This window comes from Bacillus cereus group sp. MYBKT111-2, from assembly GCF_051915205.1.
Lineage (GTDB): Bacteria > Bacillota > Bacilli > Bacillales > Bacillaceae_G > Bacillus_A > Bacillus_A paranthracis.
In genome coordinates, this window is the sequence record NZ_JBQAEG010000001.1 from 264,294 (window position 1) to 287,462 (window position 23,169).

Here is a 23,169-nt window from a genome sequence, read left to right on the forward strand (position 1 = left end):
ATAGGTGGGGATACTACTATGATTGTAATAGGCCGTTCTATTGTACATCCTTATATCACAAATGAATATGAGCCATTTGCAAATGAGAAACAACAAATTTTATCTATAATGGCAGGAAATCAAGAAATCTATTCCTTTCGAACATCCGATGAACTCAGCTTTGATCTAAATTTGCGCGTTCATATTATTACTTCTGCATTAGAACTTTTTCAAAGTGGTTTTCAGTTTCGCACATTTCAACAATCTTTTTGCAACCCTCAATATTGGAAAAGAACGTCTCTTGGAGGATTCGAGCTCCTTCCAAACATACCCCCTTCCATTGCCATACAAGATATTTTCAAAAACGGAAAACTATATGGAACTGAATGTGCCACCGCTATGATCATTATTTTTTACAAAGCTTTACTAGCATTATATGAGGAAGAAACTTTCAACCGTCTCTTTGCAAACCTTTTACTTTATACGTGGGACTACGATCAAGATTTAAAGCTCATAACAAAGACAGGTGGCGATCTTGTCCCAGGTGATCTCGTTTACTTTAAAAATCCACAAGTGAATCCAGCTACAATCGAGTGGCAAGGAGAAAATACTATCTATCTAGGAAATTTCTTTTTTTATGGGCATGGCGTAGGTGTAAAAACAAAAGAAGAAATTATATACGCATTAAATGAGCGACGAGTCCCTTACGCTTTCATTTCCGCTTTCTTAACCGATACTATTACCCGTATTGATAGCCGTCTCATGAGCTACCATGCTTCTCCTAGCACACCACAGCCATCCATAGGATTTATTCCGATTAGAGATGATGCAATTGTTGCAACAGTTGGCAACACAACTACAGTTTATTAAAAAAAGCACCTACATATGTAGGTGCTTTTTTTATTTAAGCTTTTGAATGTTCTTTATGGTCACAGTCGCAATGAGATCCACATTTCCCGTATAGTACTGTTGATTTTTCATCTTCAAAATGTCCGATTGTTCCTTCACATACTTGGCATACGATTGTTCCCATTTTTCATTTCCCCCTGAGTTTTAATAGTAATCTATTTATTTATCATTAAGCTTTCGCATTATCTCTACTAGCACAGTCACAATTTGTTCCGCATTTTCCGTAAAGCACTGTCGTTTTTTCATCTTCAAAATGTCCGATTGTTCCTTCACATACTTGGCATACGATTGTTCCCATTTTTCATTTCCCCCTAAGTTTATGGTCCTAAAAACTTTCAGCTGTCCATTTCCTATCAATTATTGGGCTTTTGTATGCTCTGTGTGATCACATCCGCAAGATCCACATTTCCCGTAAAGTACTGTTACTTTCTCATCCTCGAAGTGTGCAATTGTACCTTCACAATCTTGACATACGATTGTTCCCATTTTTCATTTCCCCCTAAGTTTATAATCCCAAAAACTTTTTGTAACCGCTTAACTTTCTGTCTTTATTTTAATATGTTATACTTTTTACGTCAATAGGTTTTTAGTATAACACATTAAATATTTTAAATTTAAATTAGTATGCGATATTCAAACAAAAAAACAGCCATATTTATACGTACGACTGTTTTACATTATTTATTCTTCGTATTCCGCATGCAAAGATGTAGATGGAACTAGAAATGAGAAAAACTGAGATAACTCAGCTGCTTCCTCTTCTGAGCCTAATTTGAAAACTTCCTGTAAATGTTGAACATTCTCTACATCATCTCGTCCAAGTAAAGTAGACCTTCCTGTTTGCATGCAAACAATAAGTGGCTTTCCAAAAAACATATTTGTATAAATAACACCAAAATCATAACGATTATCATGTGTCATAAACCCCAAAAATCGTACCTTCACACTTTCATGCTCATCATACAATTTTTCAAACATCGGTTTCCACCTTTCTACATCACCTTTCATTAGTATATTAAACAAAAAAAGGAATACTCCTTTTAATTGTCAAAAAATTCAGTAGGATGTAGAATGAGAGTATTCTACTAAGTTAGGGGGAACTTATATGCAACATGCCTTTATTACGCTTGTACCTAAATCCAATCAACAATCTGTTTCAATAGATGATATAAAACAACTTTTTCATTATTATAAAACAGTTACTTCCAAAACCGGTGTTCAAATTAATTACGCTTATACAAATACCGCTTTTCCGTATGAAATTTTAGATACATCAGCAACAACATTCAAACTACAATCTACTCACGATCGATATGACTCCATTTATGTTGGTGTCGGTATAGAAAAGGAACAAACTTATATTCAAGTTTCTTTACCACCTAATGCAACATTTGGTGATAAAGGAAAAGCAAATGAATTTTGCCGTTTTCTAGCGAAGAAATTAGAAGGAGAGTTAAAATTATTTAATGGAAGAACAATGTATTTCTATAAACGTTAATTTAAAAAATAGAAAATATAATTAAGAAAAGTATGCAATTTGAACACGTAAGGAATAATGCCTGCTTTCTAATTTGCAATACAAAATATGCGATCACATATGCTAAATAAAGAAATACAAAAAATAGAATAACTTTATAATGCAACTTATCACCATTTGACAATGATAATACAACGGAAAAACCACTCCATAATAAAAAATGATAAAATATAACATGTAATATTCTCATGGAACCTTCTCCTTTGACATGCTCTATTTTATTAATATATGGTATTAAGTTTGAATCAATTACATATTACACGAAAGCATATATATGGCTTTTGGATTTATATATGTTTTAACAATTCAATTAAATTATTATATATTCATTCGACAAGTACGTATAAAGACCTTGCAAGCCACTTTTATTATAAAATAAAAAATAGCCCATCTCTTTAAATAAGAGATGGGCTATTTTCATTACTTAAATTATTTTACAATGTGAATTGGCATTCCAAGAGCAACTTCAGCTGCTTCCATTGTGATTTCACCTAATGTTGGGTGAGCGTGGATTGTTTGAGCGATATCTTCTGCTGTCATTCCAGCTTCGATAGCTAAACCAATCTCAGAAATAATATCAGAAGCGCCTGCACCTGCAACTTGAGCACCTACAAGAAGACCATCTTCTTTACGTGTTACAAGTTGTAAGAAACCGTCAGTGCTGTTTAATGATAATGCACGACCGTTAGCAGCGAATGGGAACTTAGATACAGTTACAGTCATTCCAGCTTCTTCAGCTTGTTTCTTAGTGTAACCAACAGATGCTAATTCTGGATCAGTGAAGCATACTGCAGGAATTCCGATGTAATCGATAGCTGCCGCATGGCCACTAATTGCTTCTACAGCTACTTTACCTTCGTAAGAAGCTTTGTGAGCTAATGGTGGTCCAGGAACGATATCACCGATTGCATAGATGTTTGGTACATTTGTACGACATTGCTCATCGATTTCGATGATGCCGCGGTCAGTCATTTTAACTCCAACTTGCTCAAGACCGATTTCTTGAGTGTTTGGACGACGACCTACAGTTACTAATACGTAATCTGCTTCTACAGTTTGGATTTCACCTTTAACTTCGAAGCTAACTTTTACGCCAGTTTCTGTTTCTTCAACGCCTTTAGCCATAGCTTTTGTATGGATTGTTACGTTACCTTTTTTCTGTAGAGCACGTTTAACAACAGAGCTCATAGCTTTTTCGAAACCAGCTAAGATTTCGTCGCCAGCTTCTACTACAGTAACTTCTGTACCGAAGTTAGCATATGCAGTACCTAATTCCATACCGATGTAACCGCCGCCGATTACAACAAGTTTTTTAGGAATTTCAGGTAAGCTTAAAGCACCTGTAGAGTTGATAACACGTTTAGAGTATTTGAATCCTGGAATTTCGATTGGTGTAGAACCAGTTGCAAGAACAGCATTTTTAAACGTATAAGTTTGAGCTGCATCTTCAGTCATTACGCGTAATGTGTTAGCATCTACGAAGTAAGCTTCACCGCGAATGATTTCAACTTTGTTACCTTTAAGAAGGCCTTCAACACCGCCAGTTAATTTCTTAACTACGCCGTTTTTCCATTCTTGAACTTTTGTAAAGTCAACTTTTACGTTCTCTGCAGTGATACCCATGTCATCAGAATGCATTGCATTCTCATAACGATGACCTGCATTGATTAACGCTTTTGAAGGAATACATCCAACGTTTAAGCATACGCCACCAAGGTTAGCTTTTTCAATAATCGCTACCTTTTGACCTAATTGTGCTGCACGAATTGCCGCAACGTATCCACCAGGACCTGCACCAACAACGACTGTATCTAATTCAATTGGGAAATCTCCTACTACCATTGTTATTACGCCTCCATTACTAATAATTGTGGGTCATTCAATAGACGTTTAATTTGGTTTAATGCTTTTTGAGCAGTTGCGCCGTCAATTAAACGATGGTCAAAGCTTAGAGATAATGCTAATACTGGAGCTGCAACGATCTCACCGTTTTTCACAACTGGTTTCTCAGCGATACGGCCGATACCAAGGATTGCTACTTCTGGGTGGTTGATAACTGGAGTGAACCATTGTCCACCTGCAGAACCAATGTTTGTAATTGTGCAAGAAGCGCCTTTCATTTCAGCAGGAGCTAAACGACCTTCACGTGCTTTACCAGCAAGATCATTGATCTCGTTAGAAATTGTGAAGATAGACTTGCGATCTGTATCTTTAACAACTGGTACTAATAGACCTTTGTCTGTATCAGCTGCGATACCGATGTTGAAGTAATGTTTATGAACTACTTCTTGAGAAGCATCATCTAAAGAAGTGTTTAACATTGGGTATTCACGTAATGCAGATGTTAAAGCTTTAACAACGTATGGAAGGTAAGTTAATTTAATACCTTTGTCAGCTGCCACAGCTTTGAACTTCTTACGATGAGCAACAAGTTCAGTTACATCTACTTCATCCATTAATGTTACGTGAGGAGCTGTATGTTTAGAGTTAACCATTGCTTTCGCAATTGCTTTACGGATACCACTCATTTTCTCACGAGTTTCTGGATATTCACCAGCTGGGATTGGTTGTGCTTTTGGTGCTTCTTCTTTCGCTGCTGCTGGAGTAGCTTCTACTGCTGCTGGAGCCTCAGTTGCTGCTACTGCTTGTCCACCATTTGCAAATGCATCGATGTCAGCTTTTACGATACGACCGTTCTTACCAGAACCAGCTACTTTATGAATGTCTACGCCGTTTTCACGAGCATATTTACGAACAGATGGCATAGCGATTACGCGCTCATTTACTACTTCTGCAGTTGCTGCTGGAGTAGCTTCAGCTTTAGGAGCTTCTTCTTTTGCTTCTTCAGCTTTAGGAGCTTCGTCATGATCGTCGCCTTTAAATTTAAGGTTTTCGTATCCAGGAGCATCAAATTTAATTAATGTATCTCCAACTACTGCAACCGTACCTTCTTCTACAAGTACTTCAAGTACTTTACCTTTAACAGGAGAAGGAATTTCTACTACTGCTTTATCATTTTGTACTTCAAGAAGTACGTCGTCTTCGTTTACTTCGTCGCCTGGTTTAATAAACCATTTTACGATTTCACCTTCGTGGATACCTTCACCGATATCTGGTAGTTTAAATTCAAATGCCACGGAATTCAGCCCCCTGATTCATTTCTTTATTATGGAATATGGCAAAAGAAATCAGCATGTGCTGATTTCTTTTGCACATGAATAAGTAAAAATTAGAAGTTCATTACTTTGTTAACAGCTTCAACAATATCTTTATGGTTTGGTAACCATACGCTCTCAGCTTGAGAGAATGGGAATACTGTATCAGCAGCTGCAACACGTACAACTGGAGCTTCTAAGTTTAAAATTGCACGGTCGTTAATTTCCGCTACAACGTTAGCTGCAATACCAGCTTGTTTTTGAGCTTCTTGAACTACAACTACGCGGCCTGTTTTTTCAACAGAAGCGATGATTGTTTCGATATCTAATGGTTGAACTGTACGTAAGTCAACAACTTCTAAAGAGATACCTTCTTTTTCAAGTTCTTCAGCAGCTTTTAATGCAGCGTGAACCATAGCACCGTAAGCGATAACAGATACATCTGTACCTTCACGTTTGATGTCAGCTTTGCCTAAATCAATTGTGTATTCACCTTCTGGTACATCTTGACGGAATGAACGGTACAATTTCATATGCTCTAAGTAGATAACTGGATCGTTGTCACGAATCGCAGAGATTAAAAGACCTTTTGCATCGTATGGAGTAGATGGAATAACAACTTTTAGACCAGGTTGTTGAGCCACTAAACCTTCTAAGCTATCAGCATGTAGTTCAGGAGTATGAACACCACCACCGAATGGAGAACGAACTGTTACTGGAGCAGTCCAACGTCCACCAGAACGGTAACGCATACGAGCTAATTGACCAGAAATTGAATCCATTACTTCATAAACGAAACCGAAGAATTGGATTTCTGGAACTGGACGGAATCCTTCAAGTGCAAGTCCAACTGCAAGTCCACCAATACCAGACTCTGCAAGTGGAGTATCCATTACACGGTCTTCACCGAATTCAGCTTGTAAACCTTCAGTAGCACGGAATACACCGCCGTTTACACCAACGTCTTCACCAAACACAAGTACGTTAGGGTCATTTTTCATTTCAACGCGTAAAGCATCAGTGATTGCTTGAATCATTGTCATTTGAGCCATGGCTTACTTCGACTCCTTTTCTTTGTAAATTTCATATTGTTCAGCTAAGTTGTAAGGCATTTTTTCGTACATGATTTCCATTAAATCAGTAACTTTTTGTTTTGGAGCTTGGTCAGCCTTAGCAATTGCTTGTTTGATATCTTCTTTTGCTTCTTCGATTACTTTCTCTTCAACTTCTTGAGACCATAGGCCTTTGTTTTCTAAGAATGCACGGAAGCGTACGATTGGATCTTTTTGTTCCCATTCGTTCTCGATATCTTTTGTACGGTAACGAGTTGGGTCATCACCAGCCATTGTATGTGGACCGTAACGGAATGTTAAAGTCTCGATTAAAGTAGGACCTTCACCATTTACTGCACGCTCACGAGCGAAAGCAGTTGCTGCGTATACAGCTAATGGATCCATACCGTCTACTTGAATTCCGTAAATACCTGCTGCTACTGCTTTTTGTGCTACAGTTTTAGCTGCAGATTGCTTTTCTACTGGAGTAGAGATTGCATAACGGTTGTTTTGTACAACGAAGATTGCTGGAGCTTTGAATGCGCCCGCAAAGTTCATACCTTCGTAGAAGTCACCTTGTGAAGCACCACCGTCACCAGTGTAAGTAATTGCAACAGATTTTTTACCACGTAATTTCATACCTAACGCAACACCAGCAGTTTGGATGATTTGCGCACCGATGATGATTTGTGGAGCAAGTGCATTTACGTTCTCAGGCATTTGGTTACCCATGAAATGTCCACGAGAGAATAAGAATGCTTGGTATAATGGTAAACCGTGCCATACTAATTGTGGCACATCACGATATCCTGGTAAGATGAAATCTTCTGCTTCAAGTGCGAAATGACTTGCTAATTGAGAAGCCTCTTGTCCAGCTGTTGGTGCGTAGAAACCTAAACGTCCTTGACGGTTTAAAGAAATAGAACGTTGATCTAGTACGCGAGTATACACCATACGGCGCATTAATTCTTTTAATTGATCATCAGATAATTCAGGCATAGCTGCTTCATTCACAACTTCGCCTTTTTCATTTAAAATTTGTAATGTTTCAAATTGAGCTGCGATAGCTTTCATTTGCTCATCAACATTAAATAGGGTCTTTTTTGTTTTAGTACCCATTCCGTTCACCTCTTCCTCTCTTGAACCATATTCTGAAACGCTTTCACTATCTATTCGCTAGATGGAAAACGCAACAATGTAAACCAACAAATTTATTTGTCGGTTGAGAATAATTTTGTGTACCTAACAATCTGTACTAATGTTTTTTCAGAAACATATTAATACAATCTTGATCACGTTTTTTAGTTTACAACTATTCTAATTACGATGTCAATTACTTTGAATACGTTTTTTTATAAATAATCTGCAGGTTTCTCCTACACAAACGTGTTTTTATTTTTCACATCTGTATTAGTAAGCATTAACCTGCTGTTATATTATTCCCTTTTTAACTTGTTTTTTCTCTTAGAATAATATGTAAACGATTTAATTCTCTTTAGTTTTTCTCTCTTCTTAGCAAAAATATACAAACTCTTCTTCCTTTTATAGGTAATTACCCATACATTTCTACTCTTCCCTCCATACATTATAGTAACCGCAGTATTAGCGGGAAATGATAAAGGAGGTCATCTCATGTACGGATATTCATATTGCTATCCAACTTGTTCATATCCTTCCTACGGTTATGGCGGTTCTTGTGGTGGTTCTGGACGCGGCTTCGCCTTGATCGTTGTGTTGTTTATTCTTTTAATTATCGTTGGTGCTGCTTGCATTCGCTAATGTAAAATGAAACAACTATGGAAAGAAACAGACGGCTCTGCCGTCTCTTTCTTTTTATTCCTACATAACCGATCTATCTTCCCCTTACTTGCCGATGACTTTTTCCATCTCCTTTGGTAGACTAAAGGGGAAAGGAGAGATTACATATGCTTACAATGAAAGATGTAATTCGCGAAGGAGATCCTATTTTGCGAAACGTTGCAGAAGAGGTAGTACTACCAGCGAGCGAAGAAGATACAAATACCCTTAAAGAAATGATTGAATTTGTAATAAATAGCCAAGATCCTGAAATGGCTGAAAAATATAGTTTACGCCCTGGAATCGGATTAGCGGCTCCGCAAATCGGTATTTCAAAGAAAATGATTGCGGTTCATGTAACAGATACGGACGGTACTTTATATAGTCATGCATTATTCAATCCAAAAATCATTAGCCATTCTGTTGAACGTACATATTTACAAAGTGGTGAAGGCTGTCTATCAGTAGACCGTGAAGTACCTGGTTATGTCCCTCGTTATACAAGAATTACAGTGAAAGCAACTTCTATCAACGGCGAAGAAGTAAAATTACGTTTAAAAGGTTTACCAGCAATTGTATTTCAACATGAAATTGACCATTTAAATGGTGTTATGTTCTATGACCACATTAATAAAGAAAATCCATTTGCCGCTCCTGACGATTCAAAACCTCTGGAGCGATAATAAAAAAGGCGGAAGATAATCTTCCGCCTTTTTATTATATGAAATAGATTCCATATTCACTTATAGCAATCCAGCCCATTTTAAACCATGATATATACCGTCTTCACTAACATCCTTTGTCACATGATTTGCAAGTTTTTTCAAGTCTTCATGACCATTCCCCATTACAATACCTGTTCCAACCGCTTCAATCATTTCTAAATCATTTAAGCCATCCCCAAATGCATACACTTGTTCACGGTTAAATCCTAGCTTTTCAATGAATTTCTCAATCCCTTTTGCCTTAGAACCACCATTTGGAATAATATCCATTGAATACGCATGCCAGCGAATAAAATGAAAGTCTGGGTACTGATTTATAAACTTTTCTTCTTCATTTACTTCACAGAAAAGAAGTGTTTGATAAATATTACGCTTCTCATAAAAATCAGGTTCATATGCCGGATGCTCAAAATTTAAACTTCCAAAACCTTCTTTTACATAATCATGATATTCCACTGATGCTCTCATTTCTTGATGATCAAGATATACAAGTGGATATCCTTCTTGTTTTGCAAACTGAGTAAACTTATGTAGAGCAGCTGGATGTAATGGGTTATTAAATACTACCTCATCTTCAAATACAACGTACTGTCCATTAAAGCTAACATAATTGTGGATATTAAGTTCCTTACGAATATCTTCGAACATAAATGGCGCACGTCCTGTCGCAATTGCTACATGCACGCCTTTTTCTTGTAACTGCCTTACTGCGTCTCGCGTAGATTGCGGAATCTTCTTATCATGATCTAATAATGTTCCATCAATATCAAAAAAGACAATTTTATCATTCATTTGTCAAAATCCTTTCTGTTACTCTATATTCCTATTTTGATTATCGCTTTTCAAATTCTAAAAAAAAGTATAACATATTAAACATCTGTGAAGAAAGCGTTCACTTTCTGACCTTATTTATGAAACCTGCATATATATATTAGTAAAAAATGTGGATACTTGTTCGTATGAATTTTCTTTTCTATTCTTTCTCATACTATAGCTATAACTAACGGCTACTAATCGTTACTATAGAATAACTTTCTCTGTATGAGAAAAGACAAGATTCAACATTCACTTTTGTCCTCTTTCTTATATCAGAGACGGCGTTTTCACTAGTAATATGCATGTTTAAAATAAGGAAAGGAAGGAGTAATCATGCTGAAGAAGCTGAAGAAAAAGCTGAAGCGTTATTTAAAAGATCTAGTCCGTAAAAAGACGATCGCTTAAATTGTGCCCATTTCGGGCTTTTTCTTCATTCTCATTCGAAAAAACATGAAAATCGTGACTGTTTGCTTTATAATAAGTAACAGATAATGCAAAACATAGACAAGGAGAGGTTTTCCAAATGATTTTTAAAGTATTTTATCAAGAAAAAATGACTGAGGTTCCAGTACGTGAAAATACAAAAGTTTTATATTTAGAGGCTACGTCTGAGAAGGATGTTCGTACAAAATTAAATAAGTTCGCATATAATATCGAATTCGTTCAGTCTGTGACTGGCAATCATCTTGAATATGAAAAAGAAAACGCTGATTTAACATTAGCGGAAATCGTATAGTCATATGAAATTTCTAAAGAATGATCAAGCAGCCGTTTTTGCTTTAGGTGGTCTTGGTGAAATCGGTAAAAATACATATGCTGTTCAATTTCAAGATGAAATTATTATAATTGACGCTGGAATTAAGTTTCCAGAAGACGAACTCCTCGGAATCGATTATGTAATACCAGATTACACTTATTTTGTGCGAAACGAAGATAAAATTAAAGGATTATTCATTACACATGGTCACGAAGATCATATCGGTGGAATTCCTTACTTATTACGTCAAGTAAACATTCCGATTTATGGCGGAAAATTAGCAATTGCACTAATCAAAAACAAATTAGAAGAGCACGGATTACTTCGTAAAGCAAAACTTTATGAAATTCAAGAAGATGATGTTATTAAATTTAAAAAGACATCTGTTTCCTTCTTCCGTACAACTCACAGTATCCCAGATTCATACGGAGTTGTTGTGAAAACACCTCAAGGACAAGTGGTTCATACTGGAGATTTCAAATTTGACTTCACACCAGTTGGTGAACCAGCGGACTTAACAAAAATGGCTGAAATCGGAAAAGACGGTGTACTCTGTCTCTTATCTGACAGTACAAACAGTGAAGTTCCAAACTTTACAATGTCTGAGCGCCGTGTTGGTGATAGTATTCAAGATATTTTCCGCAAAGTAGAAGGTCGTATTATCTTCGCAACCTTTGCATCAAATATCCATCGCTTGCAACAAGTCGTTGAAGCGGCTGTTGAAAACAATCGTAAAGTGGCTGTATTTGGCCGAAGTATGGAGGCAGCGATTGAAATCGGACAAAACCTCGGTTATATTCGCTGTCCGAAAGATACATTCATAGATGCATCTCAATTAAATCGTCTACCGGCTAATAAAGTTGTTATTTTATGTACAGGTAGTCAAGGGGAGCCAATGGCAGCACTTTCACGTATTGCTAATGGTACCCATCGTCAAATTCAAATTATTCCTGGCGACACAGTTGTGTTCTCTTCTTCACCAATCCCTGGTAATACAATTAGTGTAAGCCGTACAATTAATATGTTGTACCGTGCTGGTGCTGATGTAATCCACGGAAAACTGTCAAACATTCATACGAGTGGACACGGTGGACAAGAAGAACAAAAGCTAATGCTTCGTCTAATTAAACCGAAGTATTTCATGCCAATTCATGGTGAATATCGTATGCAACGTATGCATATGAAATTAGCAAATGATTGTGGTATTCCAGAAGAAAACTGTTTCATTATGGATAATGGTGATGTTCTTGCCTTACGTTCAGATGAAGCAAGTGTAGCTGGTAAAATACCATCTGGATCTGTTTATATTGACGGAAATGGTATTGGAGATATCGGTAATATCGTATTACGCGATCGTCGTATCCTTTCTGAAGAAGGACTTGTTATTGTCGTTGTAAGCATTGATATGAAAGAATTTAAAGTTGCAGCAGGGCCTGATATTATCTCACGTGGTTTCGTTTATATGCGCGAAAGTAGTGATTTAATTAATGATGCTCAAACATTAATTACAACTCATTTAGAAAAAGTAATGGAACGTAAAACAACACAATGGTCTGAAATTAAAAATGAAATTACAGACACATTAGCACCATTCCTATATGAGAAAACGAAACGTCGCCCAATGATTTTACCAATCATTATGGAGATATAAGAAAAAGGACAATACCTTTATGGTATTGTCCTTTTCTCTTATCTTAAAAAGTGCTTGAAACGATCTACTTCATCGTCATGACCAATTACAATTAATATATCTCCCGCTTGAATGTTTTCCGTAGCTCGAGGAGATACAATAACTTCTTTACCACGTTTAATCGCTACAATATTCAATCCAAACTTCGCACGAATATCTAATTCGATTAAAGAATGACCATCAATTTTTTTATTTGCAATAATCTCTACAATACTATGCTCATCTGAAAGCTCAAGATAGTCTAATACATTACTTGATGCAATATTATTTGCAATCCTTTTTCCCATATCACGCTCTGGGTGCACAATGTGATCTGCTCCTATTTTACTTAATACTTTTTCATGGTAATCATTTTGAGCTTTTACAGTAATATTTTTTACACCTAACTCTTTCAAAATTAACGTTGTTAAAATACTTGAATTCAAATTGTCCCCAATCGCAACGACTACATGATCAAAATTACGAATACCAAGACTTTTTAATACCATCTCATCTGTTGAATCGGCAATTACAGCATGTGAAGCTATATTTGCAAACTCATTAATTTTATCCTCATCTGAGTCAATTGCCATTACTTCCATACCTAATTGAGCAAGTTCTCGACAAATACTTCCACCAAAACGCCCAAGCCCAATGACAGCAAATTCTTTCTCTTTTTCACCCACAGGAATTCCTCCAATAACATCGAATACTATGTATTTTTATTGTAACATACTTTAGATTTGCTACAAAAACCTGTATATCATTCTTTATTTTTGTTTTTGCATATAAAAATACTGTTGTAAATAAAATGCGATACTGAAAATTAACATACCAAATACAAATATGTTTCCAAATGAACTAAACGTTTCAAAAACGAATAATAACGTTTCTTGTCCGAAGAAAGCAAATAATAGTTGTGTGAATGCGAATAGCAATGCCAATATATAATGGTGTTGATGAAATAAATAATGCGTTGCACCTAAAAAAGCGATAAACGAAAGAATGAAAATCCACCAATTTTCTAAAAACAGTTGCCAATTCGTAAATTGATACCCATTTACTAATATCGCAATAATTGCTATAACCGCCATCGTTGGCACACTCCATAACAATGCACGCCCTCTAAAGAAATGCGTACCTTTTACATCTCCCTTTTCATTTGCAATGTATGTTAGCACGACAGTACTTATATACAACACAGAGAGAATTGTTAAAACAATTATGAGCCAAAAATGCAACTGATAATATTCATGTTCTATATTCGTCACGATAGCAGCTAGCATACACGGTATTAGCATTCCCGTCCAACCATCTACTTTTCTCTCATTCCAAAATACCGTATTACCAATACGAATTCCTAATAGCATAAAAATAATGATACCTAGTACAAATAATGTAGTCTTATTTCCTACTAAGCTCGTTGAAAAAGCAATTAATCCAATAAATAAAAAAAGAACAAACCCATTCATAATTTCTAGTACAGGTGATAAATACCTTTTCACCCAGTTGTATGTCTCTTCATATTCATTATTATTCGCTAAACGGTAGGCATAAAAACTTATCCCAAAATAAACCGCCGCAATAATAACATATGTATATAAAACAAAACATAAAATCGCACTGCTAATCTGCACGTAATTCCCCACCCTTTTTTCTACGTTTCACCTTGATTTTACACACTTTCCACACGAATTGTAAACATATATAAGCTAGTTAACTAATCATCTTCTCAATAAGCGATAATGAATAATGAGCAGCGGCTCGAAACCACTGCTCATTATTTTATCCATTTGTATGCCGATGTGTATTCAAAACAAATATAAAGTGAAACTTTAATCAGCCCTCACCAATCGGACTTTAATGGGCAGCCCGCCCCCACCTAACTTCTTTGCTTTCGCTGCATTTTGAGGTGGGGGTCTTACTGCCCATTAAAGTGGGATAAAAGATGTTTTCACCTTGAAACTAACGAATACCCACCAAGTTGGCGAGCAAGTTTACTTTCTAGTTCCCTTCCACTTTACATATTGATCTAAAAATACGATAGCTTTCTCAATAGCCTCTTCATCTGGTTGTAATTTTGCATGATGTAAACCATATTCTGAATTTACCCCAAGCCAAAACATAAATCCAGGAATCTCTTGAAGCATATAACCAAAATCTTCACCTGTCATTGCCTCAGTACATGTAATTACTTTCATATCAGTTTGTTCACTTACAAATTGCATAAACTCTCTCGTTAATGCTTCATGATTGTATACTTGATGATACATCGCTCCGTAGTCAATAACGGCTTCACATTGGAAGGAAGCTTCTATACCTGCAACAATTGCCTCAATCCTACTTTTAACACGGCTCATCGATTCCACTGATAACGTTCGGATCGTTCCCTCTAATCGAGACTTTTCTGCTATGATATTTTGAACTGTACCGCCTGTTATTTTTCCGATTGTAATTACTGCACTGTCAAGTGGGTTTACATTACGACTAATAACGGACTGAAGCTGTGTAACAAGATGACTAGCTGCGACAATCATATCATTTGCAGTATGAGGGTAAGCTGCATGTCCACCTTTCCCCTTTAAATCAACATATAACTCTGATGTATTTGCAAATAATAGCCCCTCTTTTGTAGCAATTGTCCCTACAGGGTATTCAGGTGCAATATGAAGGCCGAGAATAATATTCGGCTTCCATTCTTTTAACTCTTCACTCTCTAACATAGGAAGAGCCCCTCCAGGCCCTTCTTCAGCTGGTTGGAATAGAAATACAAGGTCATCATCTATTCTTTCTGTTACAGCTGCTGTTAGAAGGCCTAAACCGATTGTCGTATGTAAGTCATGTCCACATGCATGCATCATTCCTTCATGAACAGAAGCGAACTCATATCCAGTTTCCTCTGTAATTGGTAAACCGTCTATATCTGCGCGATAACCTATAACTTTTTCTGGATTTTTCCCCTTTACTTTAACAATGACACCCGTTCTCCATACTTTCACTTCCACATGTTCATTCGAAAGCGTTCCTATGTAATCTAAAATATACTGTTGTGTTTTCCACTCTTTAAAACCAATTTCCGGTATTTTGTGTAAGTCTCTACGAATTTGAACGAATTTGCTTACTGCCATTTTTGCACCTCTATCTATAAAAAGCGTAAGAGCCTGTTTATGCTCTTACGCTTTTTTTGTTTTTATTTCTCTGGGTTTAATTGACGAAGCTCTTGTTTAATTTCAGTTTTTGCTTTTGTCTTCTCATCAATCTCTTTAATTACACGTGCTGGAGTACCTGCTACAACTGTATATGGAGGTACATCTTCTGTTACAACAGCTCCTGCTGCTACAACTGCACCTTTACCTACTGTAACTCCCTCTAACACAACTACGTTAGCACCAATAACAACATCGTCTTCAACGATAACTGGTTTTGCTGAAGGTGGCTCAATAACACCTGCAAGTACTGCACCTGCACCTACGTGACAGTTTTTACCAACAGTTGCACGTCCACCAAGTACCGCGTTCATGTCGATCATAGAACCTTCACCAATTACAGCACCGATATTAATTGTTGCATTCATCATAATAACAGCATTGTCGCCGATTTCAACGTGGTCACGAATAATCGCGCCTGGCTCAATACGAGCTTTAATACCTTTTAAATCAAGCATTGGAATTGCAGAATTACGACGGTCATTTTCAACAACGTAATCAACAATGTACTTGCTATTTTCATCTAGAATTGTCTTAATTTCAGACCATTCTCCAAATAATACACCAGACTTTTTATTTACAAATGCTTGTACCGTTTCAGGGAATGTTACTTCTTTTAAATCCCCTTTTATGTATACCTTTACAGGAGTTTTCTTTTCACTTTTTTGAATAAACGAAATAATTTCGTTAGCGTCCATCATTTTCATTCTTGTTGCCTCCTAAATCCATTTATAATGTTACTCTACCAAACGATAGAGCGAGTAGCAAGATAATAATCCTATTTTTCCATTTGAATTTCTTCTATAATTTCTAAAAATGCTTGTACTTGCTTCAATTGTCTAGCTGATTCACTCGTCAATAACCACGTTTCTCTCGTTAATTGAACAGGTGTTTTATACATATTTTCCTGTACTTCTTTTAAAACAGTAGAAGGTAAAAGAGCATAACCTATACCATTTAAAACGAGTTGTTTACAAGTCTCAATTTGATCGACGACAATTGTTCTCTTAGGTGGATTAGAAAATAAACCATACCACCAATTTTGTATTTGTCCATAATAAGTCGAATCACTTTTAAATTGAATAAATGGTCTATTTGTTTCTTTTAACATCGAAATATCTTTTATTTCTTTATCCACTAAATAAAGTTCATCTTCAAATAATTGTTGCTTCTGGCCTTTATATTCTTGTGTTCCTCTCAATATAGCAACATGAACGTCACCTTCATAAAATTGCTTTTGCACTTCACTACTCCAGCCAGTAAACAGCGATATTTTCACAGAAGGATATTTATGCACAAACTTTTTCAAAACAGGAGGGAGCCAATATTGACCAATAACTGATGCGACAGCTATTTTTAACGTCCCGTGAGTTTCTGTTCTAAAAACAGCTAACTCACTTTTAATATCCTCTTCCCTTTGTAGCATTTCTTTTGCGTAATTTGCTACTTTTTCCCCTTCAGGTGTAATTGTCAATCCTTTTTGCGAGCGAATAAAAAACTTCATTCCCCATTGTTTCTCCATAGATTGTAATCGTTGACTAAGCGCAGGTTGTGAAACAAATAAACGTTCCGCCGCTTTTCTCATATTTGATTCCTGTGCTAACACAACCATCATTTGAAAATCATCAATTTGCAACTTTCTCCCTCTTTCCTTAGCTTCCATACACCTTATCTCAATAAGCTTTTCATCCGTAATTTAACTACATACTCTTATATTTTTTATCTTTTTAAATATAATACATACACAACTGATATGCACGAAAAAAAAGTGACTTCTCCGTTTCTATGAAGTCACTTTTCTCACTTTATCGATTATGTTGCCTTACTTTTTTATTCAACAATTTTAAAATAGCTCGACGTGTTAAAATCCCCTCAAAATACCCATCTTCATTGACAGCGCAAATAAATGGATGATCAATAGTCATTTCTAAAGCTTTTGCAAATGAGTCTTCTAACTTAAGAACCGGAATATCTTGCTTCATTACCTGCTCTACTTTCATCTCTTCAAGTCTTTCAAACTCAATGCGTTCTAGCCCTAACATACCGTCTAAAATCATAGCAGTACTAATTAACCCGTGCAATTTGTACATCGGGTCCAAAACAGGTATCGCCGAATATCCAGATTTCACAAGTACGAGTAAAGCATGCTCTAAACCATTCCCTATTTGAACGTGTGCTACTTTTTCTGATGAAATCATTAAATCTTTTACAAAAATTTGTTGAAACTCGTCTTTTGGAATACTAATCATATTACATCCCCCATTTTCCCTTTTTCCTGCTTATAATCACCGGCTCTATTCACATTTTATGACAGCGTTTTCATATTATTATTTTGTCCTTACATTCTTTCAGTAAAAAACAAAATTACACAGCTATTTTAGCATATAACATAAAAAAAAGACTACCATTCCGGTAGCGCTTAATACCCTTTATTTTTTAATCTGTAAAATAACCTTGTGATTTTTTTATATTGCATTACGTCTGTCTTTTTTAAACCATTCTCGATATCTGTAAGTTCCACAGCTAAAATTTCACTCGCATAATTTTGCTGAAATAAAACATCTAGTAACAAACTTTCCTCTTCTTCCGTTAAAACAAATTCCCTTTTCATATACCCCTCTCCTTATACTCGCATCGTTACCATTATTATATAAAATTTTTAGCCTATTTAATAGATGTAATATTCAGTTTTTAGTGGAAGAAATATATAAATTGTTTTTATTTCGTATATCGATTTGCATAACTAAACGCCGCATAAGCATCTGGCTTAATTTTTGCAGTTAACCCCATCGCTTGAATTTTCGCTGTCATATCTAGAATAAATTCTTTTGTTAAACCATCATTTCCGATATCTAAGTGAATCTCCATTATAAAACCAGCCCCATCTTGAGCATATGGATGCAATAAATCCCATATTGTTTGTATATGATTTGGAGTAAATAGGCATGCGATTTCTTGACTAAACTGCGTCTCTAAATATATTTTCTCACGTAAAGTTTCTGGCTTATCTTTTACTGATTGATGGTGTAAACACCCCCAGGCTCCTTTTCCAACGCGATGAATATGAATTGCTGTAATAAACCTCGTATCCTTTTGATGTGCTTGTGAGTCTGTCCCAATGGATAAACGATATAAATTTCGCGGATCCTTTTCAATGAAATTACAAATACGGGTAAAGACCATATCAAAATTTAAATGTCTCTCTGAAACATTATAAAATTTATGTTCACCGGTCACATAGTCACGTCCTTTCAATTAGACAGACTTTTCGTATTCTCATTGTATGGGACAAAAACAAAAATTATAACTCCCTACCCTTTATTCGTTTCAATATTCCGAATTACATATTGGCAAACTTGGCACGTATAAATTACATTTTGATTCGATTGAGCCGTTAATACATGAATAATCTCAGCAGAATTGTGACAGTTAGGACAAATCACAACTGGTAAACGTTCCATATAACACACCTCCTCACTATTTTCATCCTGCTATTTATACTATGCGCTCCCAATTGGCAATAGCTAATAAGCAGTATAAGACGCAGAAATACGACTGATTACAATTTCACTTTATTACCATTGTAGGAAAAATGAAAAATCCTTATACATATATACTAAAAGTAATAGAACTAAAAAAGGTGTTGCCCTATGGCAACACCTTTTTTATATGTATCAAGAAATGATATCGTAAATCTCAATTGCAACCATGTCGATATTATCGAATTGATACACTTGAGGTTTTTCACCTTGTTGATACACTTCTAACTCATACATTTCACTTTTATCGAAAAATTTCACGCTACATTTGCGCTCACCGTTCACTTCAAAATAGCGTTGTGCTACTTCACCGCTTTCAGCTTGTTCTTGTAGACTAACAAGTCGAGTTAAAATTCCTTGGAGTAGAGACATGAAATCTCTCCTTTCTCTGATCTTCCTACCAATAGGTTTTACAGCTATACTCATTCTATCCGTCATAACAGAAAAAATGTTCCACACTCTAGGATAAAGGTTATTGGCCAGAAACTCAACTAAAAATTTGTCGAAATACGAAGGAAAAAACAGAAAGAACATCTTTTCCCTTCTTTATTGCGATTTTTATACTGGAAGAATATAATAAAAAACAGTAAAAAGGAGGAATTGCAATGAAAAAAATTGAGGTTTACACACAACCTGATTGTCCGCCATGTGTTATTGTGAAAGAATTTTTAAAGCATAATAACGTTGTATACGAAGAGTTTGACGTAAAAAAAGACGCCGCTGCTCGCAATCGTCTTTTATATGACTATGATTCTTATTCAACTCCGACGGTTGTAATTGATGGAGAAGTTGTTGCTGGTTTTCAAATTGAAAAATTACAACAACTTCTTAATATAGAATAGGAATAGGTAAAGACCTATTCCTATTCTTATCCCGATATATTTTGGAAGTATGCATCTGATTGTGGCAAGTTCATATTAAACGGGATATGCCCCTGATTAAAGTTTCACTTTATAATTGTTGTAACCTTTTTATTTCAGTTAAAAGTTCTTGACTTTCATGATATCCAGCCAATTTCCATTTCCCTTGATCTCTTTGCAATGTTACAATTTGATATTGTCCACTTTTCGCCCGCTCATAAACATATAAAATTTTATGCTCTTCATCATATGACATTTTCGTTTCTGAATTAAAAGAAAATGGCGCTTCTTTTGCTGGAAGTAAATATTCACCACTTTGTTTATCACTTCTACTATTTTCATCTGTAAATACTTGAAGGAAATTCTCTGTAAAATATGGTGATAACGTTTCTATCATCTTATTCATCGGCAAACGCTTCCCACGAATTGAAAATTGGGTTTCATAGCCCTTTTGTATCGTTGTAAACACTTCTTTCCGATCAATTTTCACTTCCTCTTTTCCTAAAACAGTTGTAACACTATAACCAACTAGAAAGGCAACGCATACAAATAGAACTAACCATATTCCATATTTTTTCATTTTTTCACCTTCCTTTTAAGAAAACTTGTCTTTGTAGTATTCATTGTAACAATGATTATGCAAAGAAAGGGCTGGTTTCGTTCGTAAAATCTTTACAACGATAGACAGCATTTTCGGCACCATTTTCACTATTACCAATTTATGATAAAAACAAACAAAAAATGCACGAATCTCTTCGTGCATTAAAATAAAACATCTTCTTCATATAAATATTCATACGATAAATCTATAAATAAAAAGTTTTCATCATCAATCGGGAAAGAAAATGTTCGTACCATCTCACCGGTTTCAATATCAGCATATAAATCTGAAAGTCTTGCCTTATTCTCAAAACGCATTTTCATAATATTCTCTAGAAAATACGGGCGCCAACTCCAGTTCTTCATATAATACTCAGGCATCACAATCCATTCCCCATCTTTTTTCATAACGTTTCCTGATTGTTGGAAACCATCTTCGTTACAAATAAATATACGAAAACTACATTGTGATACACTTTGGCTAAATTGTAATAACCAATCATTTATATCTTCATTTTTTTTCTGTTTCGCTAGAACATCACCAATTCGATCGCGTAACATTTCTGTTAAATTATAAATTTTTTGTAACTTCTTCTTCTCATGTTGAATAAATTGATGACACTCATTACCAAGTCGTTCTTTCAAAACGTTCGTTTCAATAAAATCAGGTAAACATTCTTTCAAATAATTTCCTTGATAGTATCTACCACCGTTTTTCCAAGCATATTGTAGTTGATAAAAAGCATCTATTTCTTCATATAACAATGTCGCACCAATTCTTCTAGCAAGTAATGATAAAGAATATAAAATATCTTGATAAGATTGTAAAAGTGCAGTTTGCCTTAAATTTGTTAAATCTACTTTTAAAATATCAGGTGCTAACACGCTAATACGTTCTAAATTACTTGTACCTGTTCCGACTTTATTAATCGAAATTTGAATACCATATGTACGATAATACATAAGCAAATGATTAAATTGCTCTATATCTTCTTTACATTCATGTTCTGTAATCTCTAAAACAATGTTTTTCAAATTTAAACCTTGTTTTTCATACATCAATAAAAGTTGAAGCAAACTTTCATCATCATCGTTCATTAATACGTTAGCATTTCGATGTATAAATAATAATAGTTTTTGATCACTTTCTAAATAACGATTTAAAGCTTTTTCTACTATAATGTTATCCGCTTCTAGTTGAAACTCACTTGGAATAGAGTCATCATGAAAGAAAGAAGCTAAACTTTGTATGCCCTCTTCTGTTTGAATACGCCCTACTACTTCATATCCAATTACAGTATGTTCATCAGCACTAAAAATTGCTTGATAATAAGGAAGGACTTTATCCAAGTTACTCATTACATCTAATGCATCTATCAACGTGCTTCCCTCCCTTTACTTTTCAAAAATTATAACATGATATTTACGGAAAAATAATAAAAAATCCCTTCAGTTTTCCTGAAGGGATTAGAGGGGTAAAATGCTAAGGGGAATTAGCAATTCTACTATGAAGAAAAAAGAGGTCTTAAATATAACGTATATATGACCTCTTGTAAACACTTTTCTTTCATATGTCACAATTCCGTCACATTTTTCTTATCCCTTTTAAAATGGATATTGATGTAAATGTTGTCCTCCATCCATTGTCATACAAGTTCCATTTATGTACGCAGCTTCATCTGAACATAAATAATAAGCTAGACCTGCAATTTCTTCTGGCGTACCCAGTCTTCCAAGCGGAACACTTTGTATCGTACGCTTAGCCATTTCTTCTGAAATCCATAATTTATCAGCACCGCCCGTACGTTCAATTGGTCCTGGCGCAATAGCGTTAACTCGGATTCCATATTTACGTCCCCACTCAACAGCGAGTGTCTTCGTCATTGCTAATACTCCAGCCTTCGCTGCAGCCGAATGAATCACTCCCGGACCTGCATCCCACGCATATGTTGCTACCATGTTAATGATATTTCCTTTTATACCTTTTTCAATCCAATATTTTCCGACAGCCTGGCTACAGTAAAATGTACCATTTAACACAATATTAATAACCGAATTCCAGCCGTTCACGGATAAATCTTCTGCTGGACAAATAAAGTTTCCAGCTGCATTATTTATTAAAATATCAATTCGTCCAAACTTCTCATCAATCTGTTCAATCATTTTCTGAATATCATCCGTATTTCTTACATCCATTTGTACCGGTAATATTTGTCCTGGAAATTGTTCAATTTCCAATTTTGTTTCCTCTAGTTTTTCCTTTGTACGTCCTGTAATAACAACTCGTGCCCCTTCTTTTGCAAAACGAGTCGCCATTCCTTTTCCCATTCCGCTCGATCCACCTGTTACAATAACTACTTTTTCTTTCATATTATATCCCCTCCAAAAAATGAATACACATTCATTTTATCATTTTATTTAATAGAAATCTTTATATTTTTAAACTTTTCTGATATTTTAACGTAAAGAGATTTCTTTTTATTCACTTTTTCGTTATCTATACTACTTTTACATGATTTAAAATATATTAAAAAAAAACGAAAGGAGATTTGAGTAACCTGTAAATGT

General features: G+C 35.4%; 30 protein-coding genes. 7 read left to right on the forward strand and 23 right to left on the reverse strand.

Going from position 1 to position 23,169, the window contains the following annotated elements; all coding sequences use genetic code 11:
• Nucleotides 1-18 precede the first annotated feature (18 nt).
• Complete coding sequence (locus tag ACTFNE_RS01280; RefSeq protein WP_046197918.1) at nucleotides 19-849, forward strand: protein-glutamine gamma-glutamyltransferase; 831 nt, start codon at nucleotides 19-21, stop codon at nucleotides 847-849.
• Between the two features lie 34 nt (nucleotides 850-883).
• Here ACTFNE_RS01280 and ACTFNE_RS01285 read toward each other — a convergent pair whose 3' ends face one another.
• The 4 genes from ACTFNE_RS01285 to ACTFNE_RS01300 all read right to left on the reverse strand — a co-directional run bounded on the left by ACTFNE_RS01285 (nucleotide 884) and on the right by ACTFNE_RS01300 (nucleotide 1,866).
• Complete coding sequence (locus tag ACTFNE_RS01285) at nucleotides 884-1,012, reverse strand: GapA-binding peptide SR1P (protein ID WP_000536793.1); 129 nt, start codon at nucleotides 1,010-1,012, stop codon at nucleotides 884-886.
• Nucleotides 1,013-1,057: 45 nt separating this feature from the next.
• Nucleotides 1,058-1,186, reverse strand: coding sequence for a GapA-binding peptide SR1P (locus ACTFNE_RS01290; RefSeq protein ID WP_000536805.1), 129 nt, complete (start codon nucleotides 1,184-1,186; stop codon nucleotides 1,058-1,060).
• A 59-nt stretch (nucleotides 1,187-1,245) separates the two neighbouring features.
• On the reverse strand, nucleotides 1,246-1,374 hold the full coding sequence (locus tag ACTFNE_RS01295) for a GapA-binding peptide SR1P (protein ID WP_000536778.1): 129 nt from the start codon (nucleotides 1,372-1,374) through the stop codon (nucleotides 1,246-1,248).
• A 195-nt stretch (nucleotides 1,375-1,569) separates the two neighbouring features.
• The gene (locus ACTFNE_RS01300; protein WP_001993838.1) at nucleotides 1,570-1,866 is read right to left on the reverse strand and encodes a DUF3055 domain-containing protein; all 297 of its coding nucleotides are present in this window, start codon (nucleotides 1,864-1,866) and stop codon (nucleotides 1,570-1,572) included.
• A 127-nt stretch (nucleotides 1,867-1,993) separates the two neighbouring features.
• On the opposite strand from ACTFNE_RS01300, the gene ACTFNE_RS01305 reads away from it, so the two are divergent.
• Nucleotides 1,994-2,386, forward strand: coding sequence for a DUF1885 family protein (locus tag ACTFNE_RS01305; RefSeq protein WP_001163309.1), 393 nt, complete (start codon nucleotides 1,994-1,996; stop codon nucleotides 2,384-2,386).
• Between the two features lies 1 nt (nucleotide 2,387).
• On the opposite strand, the gene ACTFNE_RS01310 is transcribed toward ACTFNE_RS01305, so the two are convergent.
• The 5 genes from ACTFNE_RS01310 to pdhA all read right to left on the reverse strand — a co-directional run bounded on the left by ACTFNE_RS01310 (nucleotide 2,388) and on the right by pdhA (nucleotide 7,751).
• Nucleotides 2,388-2,615, reverse strand: coding sequence for a hypothetical protein (locus tag ACTFNE_RS01310; protein ID WP_001221351.1), 228 nt, complete (start codon nucleotides 2,613-2,615; stop codon nucleotides 2,388-2,390).
• A gap of 239 nt (nucleotides 2,616-2,854) precedes the next feature.
• Nucleotides 2,855-4,267, reverse strand: a complete 1,413-nt coding sequence (lpdA, locus tag ACTFNE_RS01315; protein WP_046197917.1) for a dihydrolipoyl dehydrogenase — start codon at nucleotides 4,265-4,267, stop codon at nucleotides 2,855-2,857.
• A 5-nt stretch (nucleotides 4,268-4,272) separates the two neighbouring features.
• Nucleotides 4,273-5,562: a pyruvate dehydrogenase complex dihydrolipoyllysine-residue acetyltransferase gene (gene pdhC, locus ACTFNE_RS01320; RefSeq protein WP_000863427.1), complete on the reverse strand. Its 1,290-nt coding sequence runs from the start codon at nucleotides 5,560-5,562 to the stop codon at nucleotides 4,273-4,275.
• 92 nt (nucleotides 5,563-5,654) lie between these two features.
• Entirely contained in the window at nucleotides 5,655-6,632 is a 978-nt protein-coding gene (pdhB, locus tag ACTFNE_RS01325; RefSeq protein WP_000068166.1) for a pyruvate dehydrogenase complex E1 component subunit beta, read from the reverse strand.
• Between the two features lie 3 nt (nucleotides 6,633-6,635).
• A complete protein-coding gene (pdhA, locus tag ACTFNE_RS01330) occupies nucleotides 6,636-7,751 on the reverse strand; it encodes a pyruvate dehydrogenase E1 component subunit alpha (protein WP_000536893.1) in 1,116 nt (371 codons plus the stop codon).
• A 513-nt stretch (nucleotides 7,752-8,264) separates the two neighbouring features.
• On the opposite strand from pdhA, the gene ACTFNE_RS01335 reads away from it, so the two are divergent.
• The gene (locus ACTFNE_RS01335; protein ID WP_000274562.1) at nucleotides 8,265-8,411 is read left to right on the forward strand and encodes a YjcZ family sporulation protein; all 147 of its coding nucleotides are present in this window, start codon (nucleotides 8,265-8,267) and stop codon (nucleotides 8,409-8,411) included.
• 146 nt (nucleotides 8,412-8,557) lie between these two features.
• A complete protein-coding gene (gene def, locus ACTFNE_RS01340; protein ID WP_046197916.1) occupies nucleotides 8,558-9,112 on the forward strand; it encodes a peptide deformylase in 555 nt (184 codons plus the stop codon).
• Between the two features lie 60 nt (nucleotides 9,113-9,172).
• On the opposite strand, the gene ACTFNE_RS01345 is transcribed toward def, so the two are convergent.
• Nucleotides 9,173-9,946 carry a Cof-type HAD-IIB family hydrolase gene (locus ACTFNE_RS01345; RefSeq protein ID WP_000998289.1) on the reverse strand — a complete coding sequence of 258 codons (774 nt, stop codon included), beginning with the start codon at nucleotides 9,944-9,946 and terminating at the stop codon, nucleotides 9,173-9,175.
• A 547-nt stretch (nucleotides 9,947-10,493) separates the two neighbouring features.
• Here ACTFNE_RS01345 and ACTFNE_RS01350 point away from each other — a divergent pair.
• Complete coding sequence (locus ACTFNE_RS01350) at nucleotides 10,494-10,706, forward strand: DNA-dependent RNA polymerase subunit epsilon (protein ID WP_000576444.1); 213 nt, start codon at nucleotides 10,494-10,496, stop codon at nucleotides 10,704-10,706.
• Between the two features lie 4 nt (nucleotides 10,707-10,710).
• Nucleotides 10,711-12,378 carry a ribonuclease J1 gene (rnjA, locus tag ACTFNE_RS01355; RefSeq protein ID WP_000670368.1) on the forward strand — a complete coding sequence of 556 codons (1,668 nt, stop codon included), beginning with the start codon at nucleotides 10,711-10,713 and terminating at the stop codon, nucleotides 12,376-12,378.
• Nucleotides 12,379-12,416: 38 nt separating this feature from the next.
• Here rnjA and ACTFNE_RS01360 read toward each other — a convergent pair whose 3' ends face one another.
• The 10 genes from ACTFNE_RS01360 to ACTFNE_RS01405 all read right to left on the reverse strand — a co-directional run bounded on the left by ACTFNE_RS01360 (nucleotide 12,417) and on the right by ACTFNE_RS01405 (nucleotide 19,513).
• Entirely contained in the window at nucleotides 12,417-13,082 is a 666-nt protein-coding gene (locus tag ACTFNE_RS01360; protein ID WP_000504032.1) for a potassium channel family protein, read from the reverse strand.
• Nucleotides 13,083-13,166: 84 nt separating this feature from the next.
• On the reverse strand, nucleotides 13,167-14,033 hold the full coding sequence (locus ACTFNE_RS01365) for a hypothetical protein (RefSeq protein WP_001167329.1): 867 nt from the start codon (nucleotides 14,031-14,033) through the stop codon (nucleotides 13,167-13,169).
• A 360-nt stretch (nucleotides 14,034-14,393) separates the two neighbouring features.
• Entirely contained in the window at nucleotides 14,394-15,524 is a 1,131-nt protein-coding gene (locus ACTFNE_RS01370; RefSeq protein ID WP_046197915.1) for an N-acetyldiaminopimelate deacetylase, read from the reverse strand.
• A gap of 62 nt (nucleotides 15,525-15,586) precedes the next feature.
• Nucleotides 15,587-16,309 carry a 2,3,4,5-tetrahydropyridine-2,6-dicarboxylate N-acetyltransferase gene (dapD, locus tag ACTFNE_RS01375; RefSeq protein WP_000783248.1) on the reverse strand — a complete coding sequence of 241 codons (723 nt, stop codon included), beginning with the start codon at nucleotides 16,307-16,309 and terminating at the stop codon, nucleotides 15,587-15,589.
• 71 nt (nucleotides 16,310-16,380) lie between these two features.
• Nucleotides 16,381-17,265 (reverse strand): LysR family transcriptional regulator, encoded by an 885-nt coding sequence (locus ACTFNE_RS01380; RefSeq protein ID WP_001984809.1) that lies wholly within the window; start codon nucleotides 17,263-17,265, stop codon nucleotides 16,381-16,383.
• 142 nt (nucleotides 17,266-17,407) lie between these two features.
• Nucleotides 17,408-17,851 (reverse strand): cyclic-di-AMP-binding protein CbpB, encoded by a 444-nt coding sequence (cbpB, locus tag ACTFNE_RS01385; RefSeq protein ID WP_046197914.1) that lies wholly within the window; start codon nucleotides 17,849-17,851, stop codon nucleotides 17,408-17,410.
• Nucleotides 17,852-18,021: 170 nt separating this feature from the next.
• On the reverse strand, nucleotides 18,022-18,213 hold the full coding sequence (gene abbA, locus ACTFNE_RS01390; protein ID WP_046197913.1) for an antirepressor AbbA: 192 nt from the start codon (nucleotides 18,211-18,213) through the stop codon (nucleotides 18,022-18,024).
• Between the two features lie 107 nt (nucleotides 18,214-18,320).
• Complete coding sequence (locus ACTFNE_RS01395) at nucleotides 18,321-18,839, reverse strand: ribonuclease H-like YkuK family protein (protein WP_046197912.1); 519 nt, start codon at nucleotides 18,837-18,839, stop codon at nucleotides 18,321-18,323.
• 74 nt (nucleotides 18,840-18,913) lie between these two features.
• Nucleotides 18,914-19,063: a hypothetical protein gene (locus ACTFNE_RS01400; protein ID WP_000440538.1), complete on the reverse strand. Its 150-nt coding sequence runs from the start codon at nucleotides 19,061-19,063 to the stop codon at nucleotides 18,914-18,916.
• A 213-nt stretch (nucleotides 19,064-19,276) separates the two neighbouring features.
• Nucleotides 19,277-19,513, reverse strand: coding sequence for a YkuJ family protein (locus tag ACTFNE_RS01405; protein ID WP_000055151.1), 237 nt, complete (start codon nucleotides 19,511-19,513; stop codon nucleotides 19,277-19,279).
• A gap of 233 nt (nucleotides 19,514-19,746) precedes the next feature.
• On the opposite strand from ACTFNE_RS01405, the gene ACTFNE_RS01410 reads away from it, so the two are divergent.
• Entirely contained in the window at nucleotides 19,747-19,983 is a 237-nt protein-coding gene (locus tag ACTFNE_RS01410) for a glutaredoxin family protein (RefSeq protein ID WP_000717880.1), read from the forward strand.
• 109 nt (nucleotides 19,984-20,092) lie between these two features.
• Here ACTFNE_RS01410 and ACTFNE_RS01415 read toward each other — a convergent pair whose 3' ends face one another.
• The 3 genes from ACTFNE_RS01415 to fadH form a co-directional block, all read right to left on the reverse strand.
• Nucleotides 20,093-20,581 carry a DUF3993 domain-containing protein gene (locus ACTFNE_RS01415; RefSeq protein WP_270705449.1) on the reverse strand — a complete coding sequence of 163 codons (489 nt, stop codon included), beginning with the start codon at nucleotides 20,579-20,581 and terminating at the stop codon, nucleotides 20,093-20,095.
• A 182-nt stretch (nucleotides 20,582-20,763) separates the two neighbouring features.
• Nucleotides 20,764-21,981, reverse strand: a complete 1,218-nt coding sequence (locus tag ACTFNE_RS01420; RefSeq protein WP_000564304.1) for an EAL domain-containing protein — start codon at nucleotides 21,979-21,981, stop codon at nucleotides 20,764-20,766.
• Between the two features lie 225 nt (nucleotides 21,982-22,206).
• The gene (gene fadH, locus ACTFNE_RS01425) at nucleotides 22,207-22,971 is read right to left on the reverse strand and encodes a 2,4-dienoyl-CoA reductase (RefSeq protein ID WP_000660918.1); all 765 of its coding nucleotides are present in this window, start codon (nucleotides 22,969-22,971) and stop codon (nucleotides 22,207-22,209) included.
• Nucleotides 22,972-23,169: the final 198 nt, after the last annotated feature.